12 protein-coding genes are annotated in these 19,812 nt (G+C 37.1%); 6 read left to right on the forward strand and 6 right to left on the reverse strand.

Annotated elements, in window-relative coordinates; genetic code table 11:
• Positions 1-21 precede the first annotated feature (21 nt).
• Positions 22-426, forward strand: a complete 405-nt coding sequence (locus EV200_RS00175) for a lipocalin family protein (protein ID WP_132528819.1) — start codon at positions 22-24, stop codon at positions 424-426.
• A gap of 72 nt (positions 427-498) precedes the next feature.
• Here the strand turns inward: EV200_RS00175 and EV200_RS00180 are convergent, their stop codons facing one another.
• Positions 499-798, reverse strand: coding sequence for a type II toxin-antitoxin system RelE/ParE family toxin (locus tag EV200_RS00180; RefSeq protein ID WP_132528820.1), 300 nt, complete (start codon positions 796-798; stop codon positions 499-501).
• Positions 780-950 (reverse strand): hypothetical protein, encoded by a 171-nt coding sequence (locus tag EV200_RS21670; RefSeq protein ID WP_165877823.1) that lies wholly within the window; start codon positions 948-950, stop codon positions 780-782. The genes EV200_RS00180 and EV200_RS21670 overlap by 19 nt, the downstream gene beginning before the upstream one ends.
• Before the next feature lie 119 nt (positions 951-1,069).
• On the opposite strand from EV200_RS21670, the gene EV200_RS00185 reads away from it, so the two are divergent.
• The gene (locus EV200_RS00185) at positions 1,070-4,009 is read left to right on the forward strand and encodes a leucine--tRNA ligase (RefSeq protein WP_132528821.1); all 2,940 of its coding nucleotides are present in this window, start codon (positions 1,070-1,072) and stop codon (positions 4,007-4,009) included.
• 386 nt (positions 4,010-4,395) lie between these two features.
• Here EV200_RS00185 and EV200_RS00190 read toward each other — a convergent pair whose 3' ends face one another.
• A complete protein-coding gene (locus EV200_RS00190; RefSeq protein WP_132528822.1) occupies positions 4,396-5,700 on the reverse strand; it encodes a DEAD/DEAH box helicase in 1,305 nt (434 codons plus the stop codon).
• Between the two features lie 551 nt (positions 5,701-6,251).
• On the opposite strand from EV200_RS00190, the gene EV200_RS00195 reads away from it, so the two are divergent.
• Together EV200_RS00195 and EV200_RS00200 are read left to right on the forward strand one after the other, a co-directional pair.
• Complete coding sequence (locus EV200_RS00195; protein ID WP_132528823.1) at positions 6,252-9,479, forward strand: SusC/RagA family TonB-linked outer membrane protein; 3,228 nt, start codon at positions 6,252-6,254, stop codon at positions 9,477-9,479.
• Positions 9,480-9,494: 15 nt separating this feature from the next.
• Entirely contained in the window at positions 9,495-11,210 is a 1,716-nt protein-coding gene (locus tag EV200_RS00200) for a RagB/SusD family nutrient uptake outer membrane protein (RefSeq protein WP_132528824.1), read from the forward strand.
• Positions 11,211-11,468: 258 nt separating this feature from the next.
• Here the strand turns inward: EV200_RS00200 and EV200_RS00205 are convergent, their stop codons facing one another.
• On the reverse strand, positions 11,469-12,803 hold the full coding sequence (locus tag EV200_RS00205) for an MFS transporter (protein WP_132528825.1): 1,335 nt from the start codon (positions 12,801-12,803) through the stop codon (positions 11,469-11,471).
• Between the two features lie 190 nt (positions 12,804-12,993).
• Positions 12,994-14,328 carry an APC family permease gene (locus EV200_RS00210; protein WP_132528826.1) on the reverse strand — a complete coding sequence of 445 codons (1,335 nt, stop codon included), beginning with the start codon at positions 14,326-14,328 and terminating at the stop codon, positions 12,994-12,996.
• Between the two features lie 361 nt (positions 14,329-14,689).
• Here EV200_RS00210 and EV200_RS00215 point away from each other — a divergent pair, with 361 nt between their 5' ends.
• Positions 14,690-16,558 carry a DNA topoisomerase IV subunit B gene (locus EV200_RS00215; protein ID WP_132528827.1) on the forward strand — a complete coding sequence of 623 codons (1,869 nt, stop codon included), beginning with the start codon at positions 14,690-14,692 and terminating at the stop codon, positions 16,556-16,558.
• A 40-nt stretch (positions 16,559-16,598) separates the two neighbouring features.
• On the forward strand, positions 16,599-18,740 hold the full coding sequence (locus tag EV200_RS00220) for an ATP-binding protein (protein ID WP_132528828.1): 2,142 nt from the start codon (positions 16,599-16,601) through the stop codon (positions 18,738-18,740).
• Between the two features lie 43 nt (positions 18,741-18,783).
• Here EV200_RS00220 and EV200_RS00225 read toward each other — a convergent pair whose 3' ends face one another.
• Complete coding sequence (locus EV200_RS00225; protein ID WP_132528829.1) at positions 18,784-19,806, reverse strand: YihY/virulence factor BrkB family protein; 1,023 nt, start codon at positions 19,804-19,806, stop codon at positions 18,784-18,786.
• Between the last annotated feature and the right edge of the window lie 6 nt (positions 19,807-19,812).

The following is a 19,812-nucleotide window of genomic DNA, read 5'->3' on the forward strand; positions in this document are numbered from 1 at the left end:
AAAAACTTAAACCTACCCTTAATGAAAAAACAAATTACTGTAATTGGCTTATTACTTATTGTTGCAACAGCATTATTTTCTTGTAAAAAGGATACTACCTCTTTAAAAGCCCGTGTGATGGGTAAATGGACTGTCAATAAAATTGAAGTCTCCGGAAACACAAACCCATCCCTTAATGGAACATTTAATTATACCATTAATGATTATATCGATTTCAAGGCTGATAATGATGACCAAGTAGAATTAAGCTTAAATAACCAACGCACGATTGGTACTTATACGGCTTCTCTTGGAGATGATTTTGTAATGTCTTTTCCTGAAGGCGTTTCAAATGCAACCGTTAATAGCCTGACACAATCGCAATTTCAGTTTACTGCTAAAATAGATAAAACCAATATTGTGAAGGTCTATTACCTCACCCGATAAGATCTAATTCCCTAGTGTTTGTTTGCGCCATTGGTTATTAATAGCCAATGGCGCTTTTTTAGAAGTCTTAAATTACCAATAAATTGTTTTAGAGGGCAAAAACTCACAAATAATTATTTCTGTATCAAATTCGATTAGAACGATGGTATATTTCTTTTCATAAACTATACACTTATAGCCCATCAAAATCCGTTCTGGGTCGCGACAAGATCTATATCGTTTTCTGCTGTCCGCTAACTTCTCTATAAAATCATATACGCGATCTGCAAATTTTTCAGCAGTAGCAGGTAAGCCTTCTGATTCTATATACCAAGAAATTGCAGCAATACTTTCGACAACAGATTCTTTGATTGTTATTTTTCTGCTGACCATTTCCTGATTAACTTTTTGCTAAGCGCTCTCGCTCCAGCAATGGAAAAAGTTTTTTCAGGATGATGTTTTAAAGCTGCAGACTTTTGCAGCGCTTTGTAGCTTTCTTCGGGGATGAGTACGTATTTTTTATTTTCGATTGTGATATGTGTCATAACCACTCATTTTGATTAACGAAGATAATAATAAATAACTTAACGTTTTAACTTGTTTTTGGTTTTACTAAGCCCCTTAATTTCCGTATTTTCGCTCCTTTAAAAATTTAAAACTTGCAATGGATTACCAATTCAAAGAAATAGAACAAAAGTGGCAGAAATTCTGGGCAGACAATCAAACGTTTAAAGCCGAAAGCAATTCTGAAAAGCCTAAGTATTACGTGCTAGATATGTTTCCTTACCCATCTGGAGCAGGTTTGCACGTTGGTCACCCACTGGGTTACATTGCATCAGATATTTTTTCGAGATACAAACGCCTTAAAGGCTTCAATGTTTTACATCCAATGGGCTATGATTCTTTTGGTTTGCCAGCAGAACAATATGCCATACAAACCGGTCAGCATCCGGCCATTACTACAGAAGCAAATATTTCTACTTACCGTCGCCAGTTAGATCAGATTGGCTTCTCTTTTGACTGGAGTCGTGAAGTGCGCACCAGTGAGCCATCATACTACAAATGGACGCAGTGGATTTTTATGCAATTATTCAATTCATGGTATAACCTTGAAAATGATCGTGCAGAAGATATTACCACTTTAATTGAAAAATTTAATGCTTCGGGTTCTGCAGATGTAAAAGCTGCTTGCGATGAAGATGTAAAATCTTTCATGCCGAGTGATTGGGCAACCTTTACGGAAGAAGAAAAGCAAACAGAATTATTGAAATACCGCTTAACCTATTTAAGAGAGAGTACTGTGAACTGGTGCCCGGCTTTAGGAACGGTTTTAGCGAATGATGAAGTAAAAGATGGTTTTTCGGAACGTGGCGGTTTTCCGGTAGAGCAGAAGAAAATGATGCAGTGGAGCATGAGAATTACCGCTTATGCTGAAAGACTTTTACAAGGTTTAGATACCATCGACTGGCCGGAGCCAATCAAAGAAATGCAACGCAACTGGATTGGTAAAAGTGTTGGGGCATCAGTTAGATTTAAGATTGAAGATTTACGATCTACGAATGAGACTCCTGACTCTGGACTTCGGACTTCTGACTACATTGAGGTTTTCACCACTCGTGTAGATACCATTTTCGGTGTTTCATACCTGGTGTTAGCGCCAGAGCATGAATGGGTTGCTGAATTGACCACGCCTGAACAAAAAGCTGAAGTAGAAAATTATATAGCGCAGACTAAAAAGAAATCGGAATTAGACCGTATGGCGGATACTAAAACGGTTTCAGGTGCTTTTACTGGTACCTATGTGATTAATCCGGTAAGTGGCGAACGCGTTCCATTATACATTGCAGATTATGTACTTGCAGGCTATGGAACTGGTGCGGTAATGGGTGTGCCAAGTGGCGATCAGCGTGATTGGTTATTTGCAACGCATTTCAATTTACCGATTATTCAAATTTTAGATGCACAGAAAGACATTGATATTCAAGCCGACCCAACCAAGGATGGAAAATATATTAATTCTGGTTTTATTAATGGATTAACTTATAAGGAAGCGGTTCCATTATTAAATAACTGGTTAGAAGAAGAAAATGTTGGAAAAGCAAAAGTAAACTTCCGTCAGCGTGATGCTATTTTTGGTCGCCAGCGTTATTGGGGAGAACCAATTCCGGTTTACTTTAAAGATGGTTTACCTTATTTATTGAAGGAGGAAGAGTTGCCTTTAATCTTACCAGAAATTGATAAATATTTGCCAACCGAAACTGGAGAACCGCCTTTGGCAAGAGCTGATGGTTGGGTGCCAAAAGATGGTGGTCATTATGAGTTAAGCACCATGCCGGGTTGGGCAGGAAGTAGCTGGTACTGGTACCGTTACATGGATGCCAATAACAATAACGATTTTGCTTCAAAAGAAGCGGTTGAATATTGGAAGGCTGTCGATTTATACATTGGTGGTTCTGAACATGCAACCGGTCACTTATTGTACAGCCGTTTCTGGAATAAATTTTTGAAAGATTTGGGGTATACCAAAGAAGAAGAACCTTTCAAAAAACTGATTAACCAGGGGATGATTCAGGGTAGGAGTAATTTTATATATAGATTTATTGGCTGTAATAAATTAGTATCTAAAAATATTAAAGATAAATATGTTGACACTTTTGCTGTCACAGCTAATACGGAAGAAGCTTATCGAGCTCTGCTAAATGATTTCGGACTTGAATTTGATGCAGAAATTTATGAATTATATAAAAGGCATCTTAATGGAGAAACAAATTCAATATTTCAAAGCATGCGTGTTGATGTGAATATTGTACAAAATGATGTTTTAGATATAGAGAAATTTAAAGAATGGAGACCAGAATTTAAAGATGCAGAGTTTAGCCTTGAAGGTGGAAAATACATTTGCGGTTTCGAGGTAGAAAAAATGTCAAAAAGTTATTATAACGTGGTTAATCCCGATGATTTGATTGAACGTTACGGAGCCGATACTTTGCGCATGTACGAAATGTTCTTAGGTCCGTTGGAGCAAAGCAAACCTTGGAATACGAATGGGATTGAAGGCGTATTTAAGTTCTTACGTAAATTCTGGAGATTATTCCATAATGAGGCATGGGAATTTACTGTTTCTGATGTTGAGCCTACGAAAGCAGAGTTGAAATCATTGCATAAAATCATTAAAAAAGTACAGGATGATATTGAGCGTTTCTCTTTCAACACTTCAGTTTCCAGTTTTATGATTGCTGTAAATGAACTGACAGACTTAAAATGTAACAAGCGCAGTATTCTGCAAGATCTGGTAGTGATTTTATCACCTTATGCGCCACACATTTGTGAAGAACTTTGGGTTCAATTGGGTAACGAGGCAGGAAGCTTATCTTATACGGCTTTCCCTACTTTTAATGCGGATCACTTGGTAGAAGATGAATTTGCTTATCCAGTTTCTGTGAATGGGAAAATGAAGATGAATCTGAATTTAAGTTTAACCTTGGCACAGCCAGAAGTAGAAGCAATTTTACTTGCGAATGAACAATTTCAGAAATTCCTGGACGGCAAAGCACCTAAGAAAATCATTTTTGTTAAAGGAAAGATTATTAATGTAGTAGTCTAAGCTAAAAGCAGAAAGCTAAAAGCTTCCTGCAAAATTTTATAAAAGCCCCGATTTGTGAGATAGCGAATCGGGGCTTTTTGTGCTCATCATTGTCAGCAATGACGACCGTATTAAAGATATCAAAGCAACATTGAAAACAAAAACCAAGCTATTTAACAAAGTAGGTTTTCGCTTTAGTCTTTCTACTTTGGTCTTTAAGCTTAAAAACCCACAGCTGATGAAGAATCTGGCAATGATGACCGTTTATAGATAGCGCAAAACAACAGTTAAAAAATAAAACCCGGACTGTAATTTACAATCCGGGTTTTTACTTATCGTCATACTGAATTTATTTCAGCATCTAAATTATAGTGAATTCTGAATCAAGTTCAGAATGACAGACAGTGTTAAGCTTTTGCTTTATTTCTATTTCCGCCAGATCTCCTGTTGTTGCTGGCATTCCGAGGTTTACCACTCATATTTCCATCGCCGCTTCTTTTTCCACCGCCGCCTCCACCTTTCGATTGTGCCTGAGGTTTACGCTTAATCTGGTTTTTAGCCAGCATGCTTTCCCAGCTAAGTGGATAAGGATGATCATCAACAACTGGTAGTGTTATTTTAATCAGTTTCTGGATATCCAGTAAGTATTCATTTTCTTCCGCATCACAGAAAGAAATGGCAATTCCATTCGCACCTGCACGACCTGTACGTCCAATTCTATGTACGTATGATTCTGGTATATTAGGTAACTCATAATTGAAAACGTGAGATAACTGATCAATATCAATACCACGGGCTGCAATATCGGTCGCTACTAATACACGAATCTTTCTATCTTTAAAATCAGTTAAAGCCCTTTGTCTGGCATTTTGCGATTTATTGCCATGAATGGCAGCAGATTTAATTCCGGCATGAGCTAAATCTTTTACAATTCGGTCAGCGCCATGTTTCGTACGTGTAAACACTAATGCGGTTTCAATCTTTTTATCTTCCAGCAGGTGGATTAATAATTTCTTTTTATCAGGCTTATCAACAAAATAAACAGATTGCACAATAGTTTCAGCGGTAGAAGAAATCGGTGTAACTTCTACTTTTGTTGGACTGGATAAAATAGTATTGGCAAGTTTCTGAATTTCATCAGGCATGGTTGCCGAGAAAAACAGCGTCTGACGTTTAGCAGGTAATTTTGCCACCACCTTTTTTACATCATGAATGAAACCCATATCTAACATACGATCTGCTTCATCCAGAACAAAAAGTTCAATGCTACTTAAGCTAATGAAACCCTGATTCATTAAATCCAATAAACGTCCTGGTGTTGCAACCAAAATGTCAATACCTTTTCTAAGGGCTTCTACTTGTGAGTGCTGATTTACACCTCCAAAAATTACCAATCGACGTAAATTTAGATTACTGCCATAAGCTTTGAAGCTTTCTTCAATTTGAATGGCAAGCTCACGGGTTGGTGTTAAAACCAATGCTTTAATGTTTTTGTTAGCTTTGGTGTTGATGTGTTTTTCGTGCAATAATTGCAACATTGGGATGGCAAAGGCAGCAGTTTTACCTGTTCCTGTTTGCGCACAGCCTAGTAAATCTTTTCCTTTTAATATAGTTGGGATGGATTGCTCCTGTATAGGGGTAGGTTGTGTATAACCTTCTTTCTCTAGTGCCTGTAAAATTGGCTCTATGAGGTTTAATTCTTTGAATAACATGTATGAATTTTTGTAATATTTATTGAAGAAGCTAGAACGATCATTTGTTGAAGGACTAACTTGCGGAGAGAATATGCCATTCAGAATGGCAAGCCCTTATTCCTGCTTCGGCAGCAAAGATACAGAAATAAATGAAAAGCCAGAATAAATAATTTTGAAGGCGCTTGAGATAATCGCTCCTATGTAATTTTTTAAACGATGGTAAAACGATTTAAAATTTTATTTAAATTAATTATTTTTTGCTTGAATGTTAATTTTTGTTAAATTGTATTCAGTTTGTGAGGAGGAGTGTGCAGTTAAGTCTGTATTAAGTATGATTAAGCCTACTTATTTTTAAATAACCAAATATATTTTTTTATGAAACTACCTTTATCTAACCAGAGAGGCTATTCTTCTATCCATTGTAGAGCCATTTTTCCAAATCCTTATAATACTCGCCAAGATCGAGACTTTCACTTCAGGCTTTCATCCTAAAAGTCTGATTATTCCAACCTGCTTAATTTTTTAGGCAGTATCAAACCGCTAACTAATTTCTAACCAATATATAAACTATGACACAAAATTTATCCTTTTTCAGGAGGGGCTTTCTTCTTCTGTGCTTGGGTTTGTTGTTTGCCATCGGCGCAACTGCTCAAACTAAAGTTACTGGTAAAGTTATTGCCAGTGATGATCAGCTACCTATTATAGGTGCTACAATTAAACTTAAAAATGCAGCCGGAGGTACTACAACAGATGCCAATGGGGCATTTTCAATCAGTGCAAAGCCAACAGATGTACTCGTAATTTCATTTATCGGATTTATCAATAAAGAGGTAACAGTTGGTAGCCAGACCAATATTTCAGTAACATTACAAGCAGAGAATAACAATTTAACTGAGGTAGTGGTTACCGGTTACTCCTCACAACGTAAAAAGGATTTAACCGGTGCAGTAGCAGTAGTAGACATGGGTGTTTTGAAAGCCCAGCCAGCGGCTAGTGCTGTAGAGGCATTGCAAGGAAAAGCGACTGGTGTTCAGATTATTAATGATGGTGCACCAGGTTCTACACCACAAATCCGAATCAGGGGAACAAGTACCATTAATAACAATGAGCCATTATATGTAATTGATGGTGTGCCATTTGAAGGCAAACTGTCCTGGCTTAACCAGAATGATATCGAAAGTATGCAAGTGCTGAAAGATGCTTCTTCAGCATCGATTTATGGCTCCAGGGCAAATAACGGTGTCGTAATTATTACCACCAGAAAAGGGACATCTGGCGCACCAAAAATCACTGTCGATTCTTATTATGGAACACAGGTGCCAAGGAAAAGCAGTTTTCCGGAAATGATGAATCCTCAACAATATGCGCAATATGTATTTGATAGCTATACCAACGCCGGAAAAGCAATTGCGGCAGGTAGAAACTATGGGTCTGGAACAACACCTGTATTACCCGAATATTTAGTAGCAGGTTCAGCTTTAGGCCAAGATGTTACAGGAGCAGATGCTGATCCATCCAGATATAATTACAGCCGTGACCCTTCACTTTTTTACCAAATTACCAAAGCCAACAAAGAAGGAACCAACTGGTTTGACGAGATTACACGTTCAGCTCCGGTACAAAATTATCAACTGGGCGCAACGGGAGGTTCTGAAAATGCAACCTATGCATTATCTGCCGGTTACCTTAATCAGAAGGGAACAATAGATTATACTGGTTTCAAACGCTATAATATTCGTACCAATACTACCGTTAGTGCATTTAATAAACGCATTCGTTTTGGCGAAAATGCACAATACAGTTATTCTGAAGGCTATGGATTCGGTGTAAATCCAAATACACCAGGTGGCTATCAAGATCAGGGAAGTGCATTGGGTTGGGCTTACCGGATTCCCACCATTATTCCGGTTTATGACATTAATGGAAATTTTGCCGGAAGCCGTGGAAGTCAGCTTGGAAATGCAGAAAATCCTTTGGCTGTTCTTTATAGATCAAAAGATAACGTAAACAAAAGCAATTTCTTTTTTGGTAATATGTTCGCCGAAGGGGATATTATTAAAGGTTTAGTATTCAGAACAAATTTTGGTATACGTTATGAAAATTATAACGGAATGTCTATGCGTTATCCAAACCTAGAATTTTCGGAAGGAAATAACTCTAATAATTTAAGTGAATATCAGGGTTACAATACAGAATGGACCTGGTCTAACACTTTAAATTATAGTGCTACCTTTAATGAAAAGCATAAATTAAATGTATTAGTAGGTACTGAAGCGATCCGTTCTAGATCCAGACAATTAAACGGATCAAGAAATGATTTCTTTTTATTAGGTGATCAGGATTACTATTACCTGAATACAGGATCTTCCAATATCAGTAACTCCAGTACAGGTTCTATTGGTTCCCTTTTCTCCATCTTTGGAAAAGTAGATTATTCATTCAATGATCGCTATCTGGCAAGTGTAACCGTTCGGAGGGATGGATCATCCAACTTTGGTCCAGAAAATAAATATGGTGTCTATCCAGCTGGAAGTGTAGCCTGGAGATTATCAGAAGAAGAATTTTTAAAAAGTGTTAAATGGATAAGTGACTTAAAACTTCGTGTGGGTTACGGACAAACTGGTAACCAGCGGATTCCGCCATATCAATATATCAACAGGTACCAAAGTTCGATCACTAATGCGGCTTATGCAACTGGAGGTGGAAATACACTCACTACTGGAGTATGGCAAAATGCTTATTTGAATTCAGATGTGAAATGGGAATCCCTGAAAGCCTTAAACGTGGGTATAGATTTTACCTTATTTGAAGGTGCTTTTGATGGATCGGTAGACTGGTACAACAAGAAAACGACAGATATGCTTTATAACCTGCCTTTGCCATCAAGCGTAGTAGGTGGAGGAAGTTCACCATTTGTTAATATTGGTGACATGAGCAATAAAGGGATTGAATTTAATGTAGCCTATCACTATGGCAGAAAAGCTGATAATCCATTTAAGTTTGATATTGGTGTTAACTTTTCAAGAAACGTAAATAAAATTGACCAGCTTGCTCCTGGGATTTTTAATCAGGTATATGGCAATTACAGAAGTTTGCAAACCAGTGTTTTACAGCAAGGTGAAGCTTTTGGCTCTTTCTATGGGTATAAAACCAATGGGATTTACCAAAGTGCAGCAGATATTCAGAATAACCCATCATACACTGGTGCCCGCGTAGGTGGCTTACGTTACCAGGATATTAATGGTGATGGTGTTATCGACCCGAAAGATCGTACTATAATTGGAAATCCAAATCCTGATTTTACTTATGGTGTAAACCTGAATGCCTCATATCATAATTTTGATATTACGGCCTTTTTATATGGCGTACAAGGTAATGATATCTTCGAAGCTACCCGTTACTTTACCGATTTCCCATCATTTGATGGTGCTAAAAGTACTCGTTTATTAAATGCCTGGAGCCCAAGTAACACCACCAGCACTATTCCATCTGCTTATGCAGGCGCATCTGATGTAGAATTTGCTTCTTCCAGTTATTATATTCAAAATGGTAGTTTTTTAAGGCTTAAAAACCTTCAGATTGGGTATTCAATTCCTACCAAAGTTTTTGGATCCAAAGCAAATATCAGCAAGTTTAGGATATACGTGGCTGCAAGTAATTTATTTACGATTACTAAATACACGGGCGTAGATCCGGAGGTTAGTCAGGTTACTGATGGTTTTACCGCTCCGGGAGTTGACCAAGGGGTATATCCATCACCTCGACAATTTTTATTAGGTATAAATGTTGGATTTTAATTAAAAGATTTTACGATGAAACATATAAAATATATTTTCTTTTCCATATTGATTTTAAGTAGCGTATCCTGCAAAAAGGATTTTCTTTCGCTAAACCCACAGGCTGAGCTTACAGCAGAACAATTAACCACCCAGGATGGGGTAGAGGGACTACTGCTTGGTGCATATGGTTTACTTAATGGTAATATCAATGGTACCTGGGGTAATTATGGCGCAGCTCCGAGCCAATGGCTGTTTGGTGAAGTAGCCTCTGATAATGCCCACAAGGGGAGTAGTAATGGCGATCAACCCCCTATGAATGCGATCGAGCAACATTCGCCTACCAGCACAAATGATAACCTTTCTAATATGTATGACAGGTGTTTTGAAGGTGTTCAGCGCTGCAACAATACTTTAAAAGTACTTGCAACGCTACAATCTGGAAGTGGTGCTACAAAGTTTTCGGATAGCAGAGCGAAAGAAATTCAGGGTGAAGCCAGGTTACTTAGGGCACATTATTATTTCTTTCTGGTTAGGGTTTTTAAAATGGTACCCTATGTTACCGAAACTTCAAACGGAGCAATCCTTCCAAATGATAAGGATATTTATCCAAATATCATTGAAGATCTTCAGGCTGCAGTAGCAAACCTGGGCACCACAAAACCTAAAGGTCAAAAGGGCCGTATGGATAAATATGCCGCCCAGGCTTATCTTGGAAAAGTTTTATTGTACCAAAAACGCTATGCTGAAGCTTATGCTCAACTTAATGCTGTAATTTCTGCTAAGGGAAGTTTGGTGGATATGCCTTATGCTGACAATTTTGATATTACCAAAGAAGACGGACCGGAATCTATTGTAGCTGTTCAGCATTCAGTAGGTACAGATGGAACAGGTGGCGATAACGGTAATGTTGGTGATATGTTAAACTTTCCTTATGGAGGTGTAACGCCAATTAATTGCTGTGGATTTTTTCAGCCAACTATTGATTTAGCCAATGCCTTTAAAGTGGATGCTTCAGGCTTACCATTATTGGATGGCAGCTATCGTACTGATCCGTATACTTCCGATCTTAATTTAACCACAGCGCAAAAAGCTAGTTATCAGGTAGATCGTTCAATAGCATTTGATCCGAGAATAGAATCCACAATCGGACGTCGTGGTGTACCATATCGCGATTGGGGAATTATGGCAGGTGATAGCTGGATCAGGGATGCGAGTAATGGCGGTCCGTTTGTTGCAGTGAAAAATTCAATTGAAGCTTCTCAGATTGCCTCTGGTACTGGCCCGGGTATGACTAACGTAACGGGTTTAAATGTAAATTTGATTCGTTTGAGTGATGTTTATTTAATGGCAGCCGAATGTGCTGTAGAAACGAATGACCTTACTACAGCGTTAACATTAGTGAACGCAGTGCGACTTCGGGCAGCAAAAATAGCCCCGACAACAATTAACGGTGCGCCTGCAGCAGCTTACAAAGTCAGCCCATATCCATCTTTTCCAAATGCCACTTATGCAAGGAATGCTGTTCGTTTTGAGCGCAGACTGGAACTGGCTATGGAAGGACACCGTTTCTTTGACCTGGTGCGTTGGGGAATTGCTAAACAAACACTTGAAAGTTATTTTGCTTTTGAAGGTAAGTATTTCAATTACCTTAATGGCATAACGATTGAATCAAGGGATGAATACTTTCCTTTGCCTCAGGATCAGATTGATAGAAGTAATGGAATTTTAAAACAAAGTCCGGGCTACTAATTAATTTAATATTCAGAGTTGGATAATTATTTAAGCTTTTAACACCCCGGTCTGCGACCACCCCTCTGAAAGAGGGGAATTGCGATCGCCATTTCCTCCGATGCATCGGAGGGTGCCGAAAGGTTGGGGTGGTTAAAAACAAAATAACTCGTTTAAGTAGTATTCTAATACATATTATTAATCAAATTCGGGATAATATTAAAAAACGCATGAAGCAAACTGTTTCATGCTTTTTTTATACCTACTCATTTAAGCGTTTTATTTTTCTTCCTTAAATCTGCTAAAGAATAAGAGCGCAAGCAAGCAAAGCCCGAATCCTACAATTCCATTCAAGCGAAGTCCAAAATCATTTCCCGGATCTTTCCCGTAAATCGTCAGCATGGCAAAAATAGCGATGCCTAATGTCTGACCTAACTTTACAAACAGGTATTTCACAGCGAAGAACATCCCTTCATGATTTTCGCCAGTTTCTATCGTGTCTTTTTGGGCAATCTCTGCTAAAATTGCATTGGGTAAAATTCCTAATGCTGCCAAAGGAAAGGATGCAGACAAAACCAAAAGGTAAATTTGCGTATAGGGGCCAAAAGGAAGTTTTCCTAAAAAGTAAATGGTTACAAATATTAGACAAAGAATCCCAAAGCCAAGTAAGACTAATGGCTTTTTGCCGATTTTGGCTGAGCCAAAAGTGATCAATGGATAAAATAATAGTGATGCCATTACCATTGCAGCCATAAACTTGCCACCTTCTGATTCAGGTAAGCCAAGTAAAACCGTACAGAAAAATAATAAGCCACTCGAAATAATGCTTAATGCGGTGTAAAAGGCAAAATCCGAAATTAAATAATATTTGAAATTCCTATTTTTAAAGGTGTTTTTAATCGCTGGCCAAAGCGGTACATGTGTCGGTTTCGCAACAGAGAAATCTTTTTCCTTAATGCAAAATATCGGCATCAACATCATCAATCCAGATAATATACAGAGGCCCCAAATGGCAATTTGTACAGCCTCACTTCGATCTGTAATGGCAAAATGCTGTTGAACCAGATCAGCAAAATTATTTGTACATGCCGAAAAGATAATGCCAATTACAAATCCAACCTGCTGATAGCTGGATAATTTAACCTTTTGCTGCGGCGTGTTGGTTACTTCAGCAAGTAGCGCATTATAAGGAATGATATAGGTGGTTACGGATATGAAAAATAAACAAAGCACAATGGTTAGCCACCAGGCGTTATGTAAACTTTCTACCTTTTCAATGGGATTAAAAACCAATCCACAAAAAATGATGGAGGGCAAAATTGCCCATTTCATAAATGGCATCCGGCGGCCGTTTGGATTTTCGCTTCCATCACTTCGGCTTGCAATAAACGGATCAAATAAGGCATCAACCAATCTGCCCGATGCAGCAATGATGGATAAAATATTAAAAGCGCCAAAAAAAACAAGCTGTGGAACGAGGGGAGGTAATCCAGAATTACTTGGCGGAAGATAGAAAAATGGAAGCATCACAATGATAATATTTGTCATGGTACTCCAACCAATCATGCCAGCCGCATAAGCAATTTCTTGTTTTAGTGAGAGCGTTTTATTCATTAATTTGGTTAAATTGTTTTGTACAGCAAGGTCTTATTTTTAATTGGTAAAATCAGGCTCGCCTTTATTTTTTCTTTTCTATTCTAATTTGGTCATGTGAACGGTATAACCACCCCCACCCGTGGACACCTAGAAGACGATATTAATGAAGAATCAAGTAAGGAATCGAATTCCCTACTTCAATTGATCCCTACTTTTTAATCCACCTGGAAATGAAATAAATGATCATAAAACCTATAAAAATATATAATCCATTTAATGCAGCACCAGGATCATCTGCATAAATGCTAAACGCCACAAAAGTATAGGCTGCAATAAATATAATAGGCAATACAGGATATAACGGAACAGTGTAAATGGATTTTTTGTCAAGATGTGCCGTCCGCTTTCTTAAGATAAAAATGGTTGCTGCCGAGCTGGCCATACTGATGCTTTCCAGAAAAATGGTATAATTTAAAATTTTATCGAAGGTTTTGGCGTAAAAAATAATAACCACAGCAATTAAAGTAAAAACAGTTAAGCTTAAGGTAATCACTTCGGTTTTCTGATTCATTTTACTGAAAATCTTTGGCAATGCTCCCTCTTCACCCATGGCAAACATTGCCCTTGGGTTGCTTAATAAATTTACGTTCACATAGCCCATTACTGAAACAAAAATAATAACAGAAAGCATCTTAAAACCAGCCGGACCAAATATTTTGGAAGCTAAAATGGCTGCAATACTCTCTGCAGATTTAAGTTCTTCAAAACCGATTACCTTTACATAAACATAGTTGATAATAAGATAAAGGGTTACAATAATGGTTAGTCCAATAATAATGGATCGTGGAATCACCTTTTTGGCTTCTTTTACCTCACCTCCAAAATTGATGGTTTGTGCATAACCTGCATATGAAAAAGACACTGCAATTAAACACAATCCTAAGGCTTTTCCGTAATCTGTCCAGTTAGGCAAGGTGCCGGTTGCCGTTTTAAAAACAGGAACAATGGTTTGCGTTTGCGAACCAAAAAATAGGGCAGAGATGAGCAATAATATTAAACCAATTTTAACTACCGTTAATACATTTTGTGTTTTGGCACTTGCCTTTAAACCCAATAAATTGATAAAATAGAAAACCAAGATGGTCGTAATGGCAATAGCCACCCGATAAACATCTGTTTGCATATTGGCTGGTAAGATAATCTTCCCTAAATATTCTGCACCAATGATAGAAATTGCCGCTACAGATGCAGCGCTGGAAATGATCACAATACAATTAATGGCAAATGCAATGGAAGGATGATAAGCTGCAGAAAAGATTTTATAATATCCACCGGTAACGGGATATCTGGAACCAATTTCAGCGTAGGTAAGTGCGCCACAAAATGCCACGAAGCCACCAATAAACCATGCGAGGTAGAAAAGTTCTGGGATCTGGGCTTTTGCCGCCACATTTACAGGTGTACGGAAAATCCCCATTCCAATCACTAAACTCACTACAATCATGGATAAATCGAAGAGCGAAAGTTGCTTTTTAGGTTGCATTAAATCGGGTTTTAATATAAGACAACGAAGGTATGGAAATTATGCAAGAAGTTTCAGTTGGCAATTTGCAGTAGGTGATATTCCGTTTATACGTTCGGTAATTTAATGCTTCACCAATTCACGATAACCACTTTTGTTGAAATTTTCATTTGCTAGCTTCAAAGAATAAAACTATTATTGTATAATAATTTTTGCTATTCGATTTTTGAGAAATCATTACTTATGAATTTTCATCTATACGATATCAAATCATCCCAAACCTATTGTCATGTTGAACGTTAAAGCTTGCTCCGAACATCCCTCGGTATGGCTCCTTTGTGCAATCACGAAGTTCTATCAACCTGATAACAAATAAAAATTTATGGCAGAAGTAATTTATAACGACGACAGTATTCGCTCATTAGATTGGAAGGAACACATCAGATTACGGCCCGGTATGTACATCGGAAAGCTGGGTGATGGTTCTGCACAAGATGATGGAATTTATGTTTTGTTAAAAGAAATTGTAGATAACTCTATTGATGAGTTTGTGATGGGCACTGGAAAAACCATCGAAATTGCAGTATCTGAGCAAAAAATTAATGTTCGTGATTACGGTCGTGGTATTCCATTAGGAAAAGTGATAGATTGTGTAAGTAAAATCAATACCGGTGGTAAATATGATAGCAATGCCTTTCAGAAATCAGTAGGCTTAAATGGTGTTGGTACCAAAGCGGTAAATGCATTATCTACCATTTTTACCGTGCAATCTTACCGCGATGGTAAAACTAAAAAGGTAGAATTTTCGAAAGGGGAAATGGTAAGTGAGCAACCTATAATTGATACTACTCAGCGTAACGGTACAGCCATTACTTTTTATCCTGATGAAACCATTTTTAGAAATTACCATTACATTCCGGATTTTGTAGAAAGTATGGTGTGGAACTATGTGTTTTTAAATACAGGTTTAACCATCAATTTTAATAACCAAAAATATTTTTCTGAAAGAGGTCTTTACGATTTGCTTTCTAAATTTAATAAACCAGAAGAAATTCGCTATCCGATTATTCATATGGTTGGCCATGATATCGAAATTGCGATGACACATGGTCAGCAATATGGTGAAGATTACCATTCTTTTGTTAATGGACAACATACTACACAAGGTGGAACGCATCAGGCAGCATTTCGCGCTGCCGTAGTAAAAACCGTTCGGGAATTTTTTAAGAAAGAATTTGATGCTGCCGATGTTCGTTCATCAATCATAGCAGCCATTTCTATTCGGGTGCAGGAGCCTGTTTTCGAATCGCAGACAAAAACAAAGCTAGGTTCGCAGAATATGGGTCCCGAAGGGCCATCAGTAGCCACGTTTATTAATGATTTCGTTAAAAAGGAATTAGACGATTATCTGCATAAAAATCCTGATGTGGCAGATGCACTTTTAAAACGCATTAACCAATCTGAACGGGAGCGTAAAGATATTGCAGGGATCAAGAAGTTAGCGAACGACAGGGCTAAGAAAGCATCATTACACAACAAAAAGCTTCGTGATTGCAAGGTTCATTTCAATAGTACGCATGAAAAACGTTATGAAACCACCTTATTTATTACGGAAGGTGATTCTGCATCTGGTTCCATCACCAAATCTCGGGATGTAGATTGCCAGGCTGTTTTTAGTTTAAAAGGTAAGCCGCTTAACTGTTATGAATTAACTAAGAAAGTGGTTTACGAAAATGAAGAATTTAATTTATTACAACATGCGCTAAACATAGAAGATGGGTTAGAAGGTTTGCATTACAATAATATCGTTATTGCCACTGATGCCGATGTAGACGGAATGCACATCCGTTTACTCATGATGACTTTTTTCCTTCAGTTTTTTCCTGATTTAGTAAAAGCAGGCCATGTTTATATATTACAAACCCCTCTGTTCAGGGTTCGAAATAAAAAAGAAACTATTTATTGTTATAGTGATGAAGAGCGTCGAAATGCCATTGCAAAATTAGGTAATAAGCCCGAAATCACTCGTTTTAAAGGATTGGGAGAGATTTCTCCTGATGAATTTGGTTTGTTTATTGGTAAAGATATCCGGCTGGATCCTGTTATTTTAAAAGATCAAACCATTAAAAGTTTGTTGGAATATTATATGGGAAAGAACACTCCCGACAGACAACAACACATCATCAGAAATCTGCGTGTTGAAAAAGACGAGGTAGAAGAGGAACCTAAAATTATTGATGAAGTAGCATAAAATTCGGCGTTGATGTAATCACAAAATTAAATCGACGCATTTGAAATCCATTAAAAGTTCAGCAAGAAAGTATTTAATAGTTGTATCCTCAATTTTAGTTCTTTTCGGTATAACGGTAGTTGTATTTGTAAATTTCTCAAATTTACCGCTGCTCAAATCGGTAGATAAAATTGTTCAGGTACAGTATGATTACGCTAATTTGGATAGCTGTATTTTTAAGCTTTACAATGCAGAAAATAATTGCAGAATGTATATGGTGAGTAGGCAACGTACCTACTACAACCAGTTTGAGAAGGAGATTAAAGAAATCTCCTTCATTATGGATACCATTAAGCAAAAGAACCAAAGCGAATATGCTTTTTTATCTAAAGACTTTAATGGGCTAATCAAACAGAAGCAAATTCGCACCAATCAATTTATAAAACTAAAAAGTCTCTGTGATAGCTTAATTAACTTCACAGCAAAGGTTAATCAGGAAGGAGAAAAATACCATCCGGAAACTAAGCTTTTCACGATGAGGCAGTTTAAAAATATCACGAGGATTGATACAATTAAACCCAGAATTACCACTTTACAAAAAAAGAGGTTTTTAAAACGAGTACTGGCTGCAATTAATGGTGATGGAAGTAATAAGGCAGATACTACTAAACCAACATTAGTCAAAACAACCATTTTAGCAGATACTTCTTCCCTAAATGTTGCCTATAATAAATTGCAGCTAAATGCTATAAATGATTATTATCTAAGGCTTTATCTTGTTAATAACAAGCTTAAGAATAAAGAAAAGCAATTGCTTGATGTGAATCATCAGTTAATTTCTACCATTGTTAACGAGTTAAAAAAATATAAAGCTATTGAAAAGAAATATTACGCTTCCTTACAGCAAATATCTGATAAAACCACATTAGGTGCGGTAGAGAATTTAGATAAGTTTACTAAAGTTTTGCTTGCCCTGGCCACTGGCTTATTAGTATTTGTTTTTTACATGATTTATCATTTTTACAAGAATGAAAAAGCACTAATTGCAAATAGCAATAAAACGGCATCTTACGCACTATCTAAAAGCCGTTTTCTGGCAAATATGAGTCATGAGATCCGTACACCCTTAAATTCTATTATTGGATTTTCAGAACAGCTAATACAGATTGATCTTAAAACAGAAGAAAAGGAACAAGTTGTAGCCATCAGAAATTCATCTATTATGCTCTTGGAAGTAGTGAATGATATTCTTGATTTTTCAAAATATGAAACAGGTAAAGTGGTTTTAGAGGAAGTATCTTTTTCACCTTACACTGCAATAAGAGATGTATTTGATAGCATGAGTATTCAGGCTGCAAAAAAGAAAATAGGTTTCCATCTGAAGATGTCAGTAAATAAAGATACTTATATTCTGGGTGATCCCTTGCGTTTAAAGCAGGTGGTAATGAACTTGTTAAGTAATGCAATTAAATTTACCTTAAATGGTGGTGTTACACTACAGGCCGAACTTACGCTAACAAATGGCACCCAGGCAAAACTTAAGGTAAATATTATTGATACTGGTTTGGGGATAAAGCAAATAGATCAGGGAATTATTTTTGATGAGTTTGCTCAGGTTTACTATGCTTCTACAAAAGAAAGGCAACAGGGTACAGGACTTGGCTTGGCCATTTGCAAGAAAATAGTTGAATTTCAAGGTGGAACTATCGGTGTAATGAGTACGGAAGGCGAAGGATCAGTTTTCTCTTTTGAATTACCTTATCAAACCAGTGAAAAACCAATTTCTTTTGATACGCCAATCTCAGTATTACATCAAGAAACAACAGTACTGATTGGAAAACGAATTTTATTGGCTGATGATAACATGTTAAATATCCTTCTTGCCAGTACCATCCTAAAAAAATATAATATCTTTTATGATGCGGTGTACAATGGCGAAGAAGCTTATGAATTATTTCTCGAAAAAGAATATGATCTTATTTTAACGGATATACAAATGCCAAAAATGGGTGGGATAGAACTTACTCAAAAGATTAGAAATGAAAGCAATGTTACCAAGCGAAGCATACCTATATTGGGGATAACGGCTAATGTTTTACAGGAAGACAGGCAGAAATACCTGGCATCTGGTATGAATGAATTGGTTCTTAAGCCATTTATGGAGCATGAATTACTGGAAAAGATTTTAAAATATATCCGATAACATTCTTTTAAAAAGCTATCGGATTTTAACAAACCAATTTTAATTATTTGTCTGGCGCGTGAATAGTTTCTTCCGGATGTTGCGGAGGAAGAACATCCACATGTTTCTCTACAATGGTGATTTTTGTAAACACAGCATACTTGCTCGGAGCGATTCCACCATCATATTTCTCAGCATATGCCTGAGTAAATTCAGCACCGAAATATAAAATTATCGAAGTATAATAAATCCAGAGTAAGATTACAATAATGGAACTGGCTGCACCAAAAGCAGAACCTGGGTTGCCTTTTTCAATGTAAATTCCAATTAAATATTTACCTAAACTAAAAAGTAAAGCGGTAAATAGTGCACCAATAATAGCCGATTTCCACTTTATAACCACATCTGGCAGCACTTTAAATATTACTGTAAATACTGCGGTAACGGCAGCCAGAGTAATTACATTATTTAAGATGTAAATGATCAATGCCATGGTATCATCGGCAACAGGAATCACTACGTCAATTTCACTTTTAGAAAGTAAGGATATTAATTTATCTCCAAGGCCAACCACCACACTATTAATTACGAGTGATACCAATAGCAAAAATCCCATAGAAACAATAAGTGAAAAAGATAGCAACCTATTGGTTAACATTTTCAACCATCCCTTTTTGGGAATTGCTTTCACTTTCCAGATCATATTGATGCTATCCTGAATTTCAATAAAAATAGCAGTAGAACCAATAATAAGTGTTGCAATACCAATAATTAAACCGATTGTAGATTGACCAGATTTAGTTGAATGCTCTACAAATCCTTGAATTTGAACCGCCGCATCTGAACCTACCATATCGGTAACCTGTGCGAAGAACTTATTTCGTGTTTCTGTATTGCTTTTATCGCCTAAAAATAGCGTAGCGGCAGAAAGTATGATGATAATTAGTGGTGTGAGCGAGAAGATCGTATAATAGGCCAACGCTGCACTCAGTTTCATCACCCGATCTTCAACAAATCCCTTTCCTGCAGCAATAAATAAATGGTATAGAGCGATAAAAAACTTCCTGATCTTGCTAACTAACTTCATTCGAAT

This window comes from Pedobacter psychrotolerans, assembly GCF_004340665.1.
In the GTDB taxonomy this organism is placed as follows: Bacteria; Bacteroidota; Bacteroidia; order Sphingobacteriales; family Sphingobacteriaceae; genus Pedobacter; species Pedobacter psychrotolerans.

Bases quoted from the DNA above. Each gene is read 5' to 3' on its own strand.
- EV200_RS00225 (WP_132528829.1), bottom strand. From the start codon at position 19,806: ATGAAGTTAGTTAGCAAGATCAGGAAGTTTTTTATCGCTCTATACCAT.
- EV200_RS00175 (WP_132528819.1), top strand. From the start codon at position 22: ATGAAAAAACAAATTACTGTAATTGGCTTATTACTTATTGTTGCAACA.
- EV200_RS00195 (WP_132528823.1), top strand. From the start codon at position 6,252: ATGACACAAAATTTATCCTTTTTCAGGAGGGGCTTTCTTCTTCTGTGC.
- EV200_RS00190 (WP_132528822.1), bottom strand. From the start codon at position 5,700: ATGTTATTCAAAGAATTAAACCTCATAGAGCCAATTTTACAGGCACTA.
- EV200_RS00210 (WP_132528826.1), bottom strand. From the start codon at position 14,328: ATGCAACCTAAAAAGCAACTTTCGCTCTTCGATTTATCCATGATTGTA.
- EV200_RS00215 (WP_132528827.1), top strand. From the start codon at position 14,690: ATGGCAGAAGTAATTTATAACGACGACAGTATTCGCTCATTAGATTGG.
- EV200_RS00180 (WP_132528820.1), bottom strand. From the start codon at position 798: ATGGTCAGCAGAAAAATAACAATCAAAGAATCTGTTGTCGAAAGTATT.
- EV200_RS00205 (WP_132528825.1), bottom strand. From the start codon at position 12,803: ATGAATAAAACGCTCTCACTAAAACAAGAAATTGCTTATGCGGCTGGC.
- EV200_RS00200 (WP_132528824.1), top strand. From the start codon at position 9,495: ATGAAACATATAAAATATATTTTCTTTTCCATATTGATTTTAAGTAGC.
- EV200_RS21670 (WP_165877823.1), bottom strand. From the start codon at position 950: ATGACACATATCACAATCGAAAATAAAAAATACGTACTCATCCCCGAA.
- EV200_RS00185 (WP_132528821.1), top strand. From the start codon at position 1,070: ATGGATTACCAATTCAAAGAAATAGAACAAAAGTGGCAGAAATTCTGG.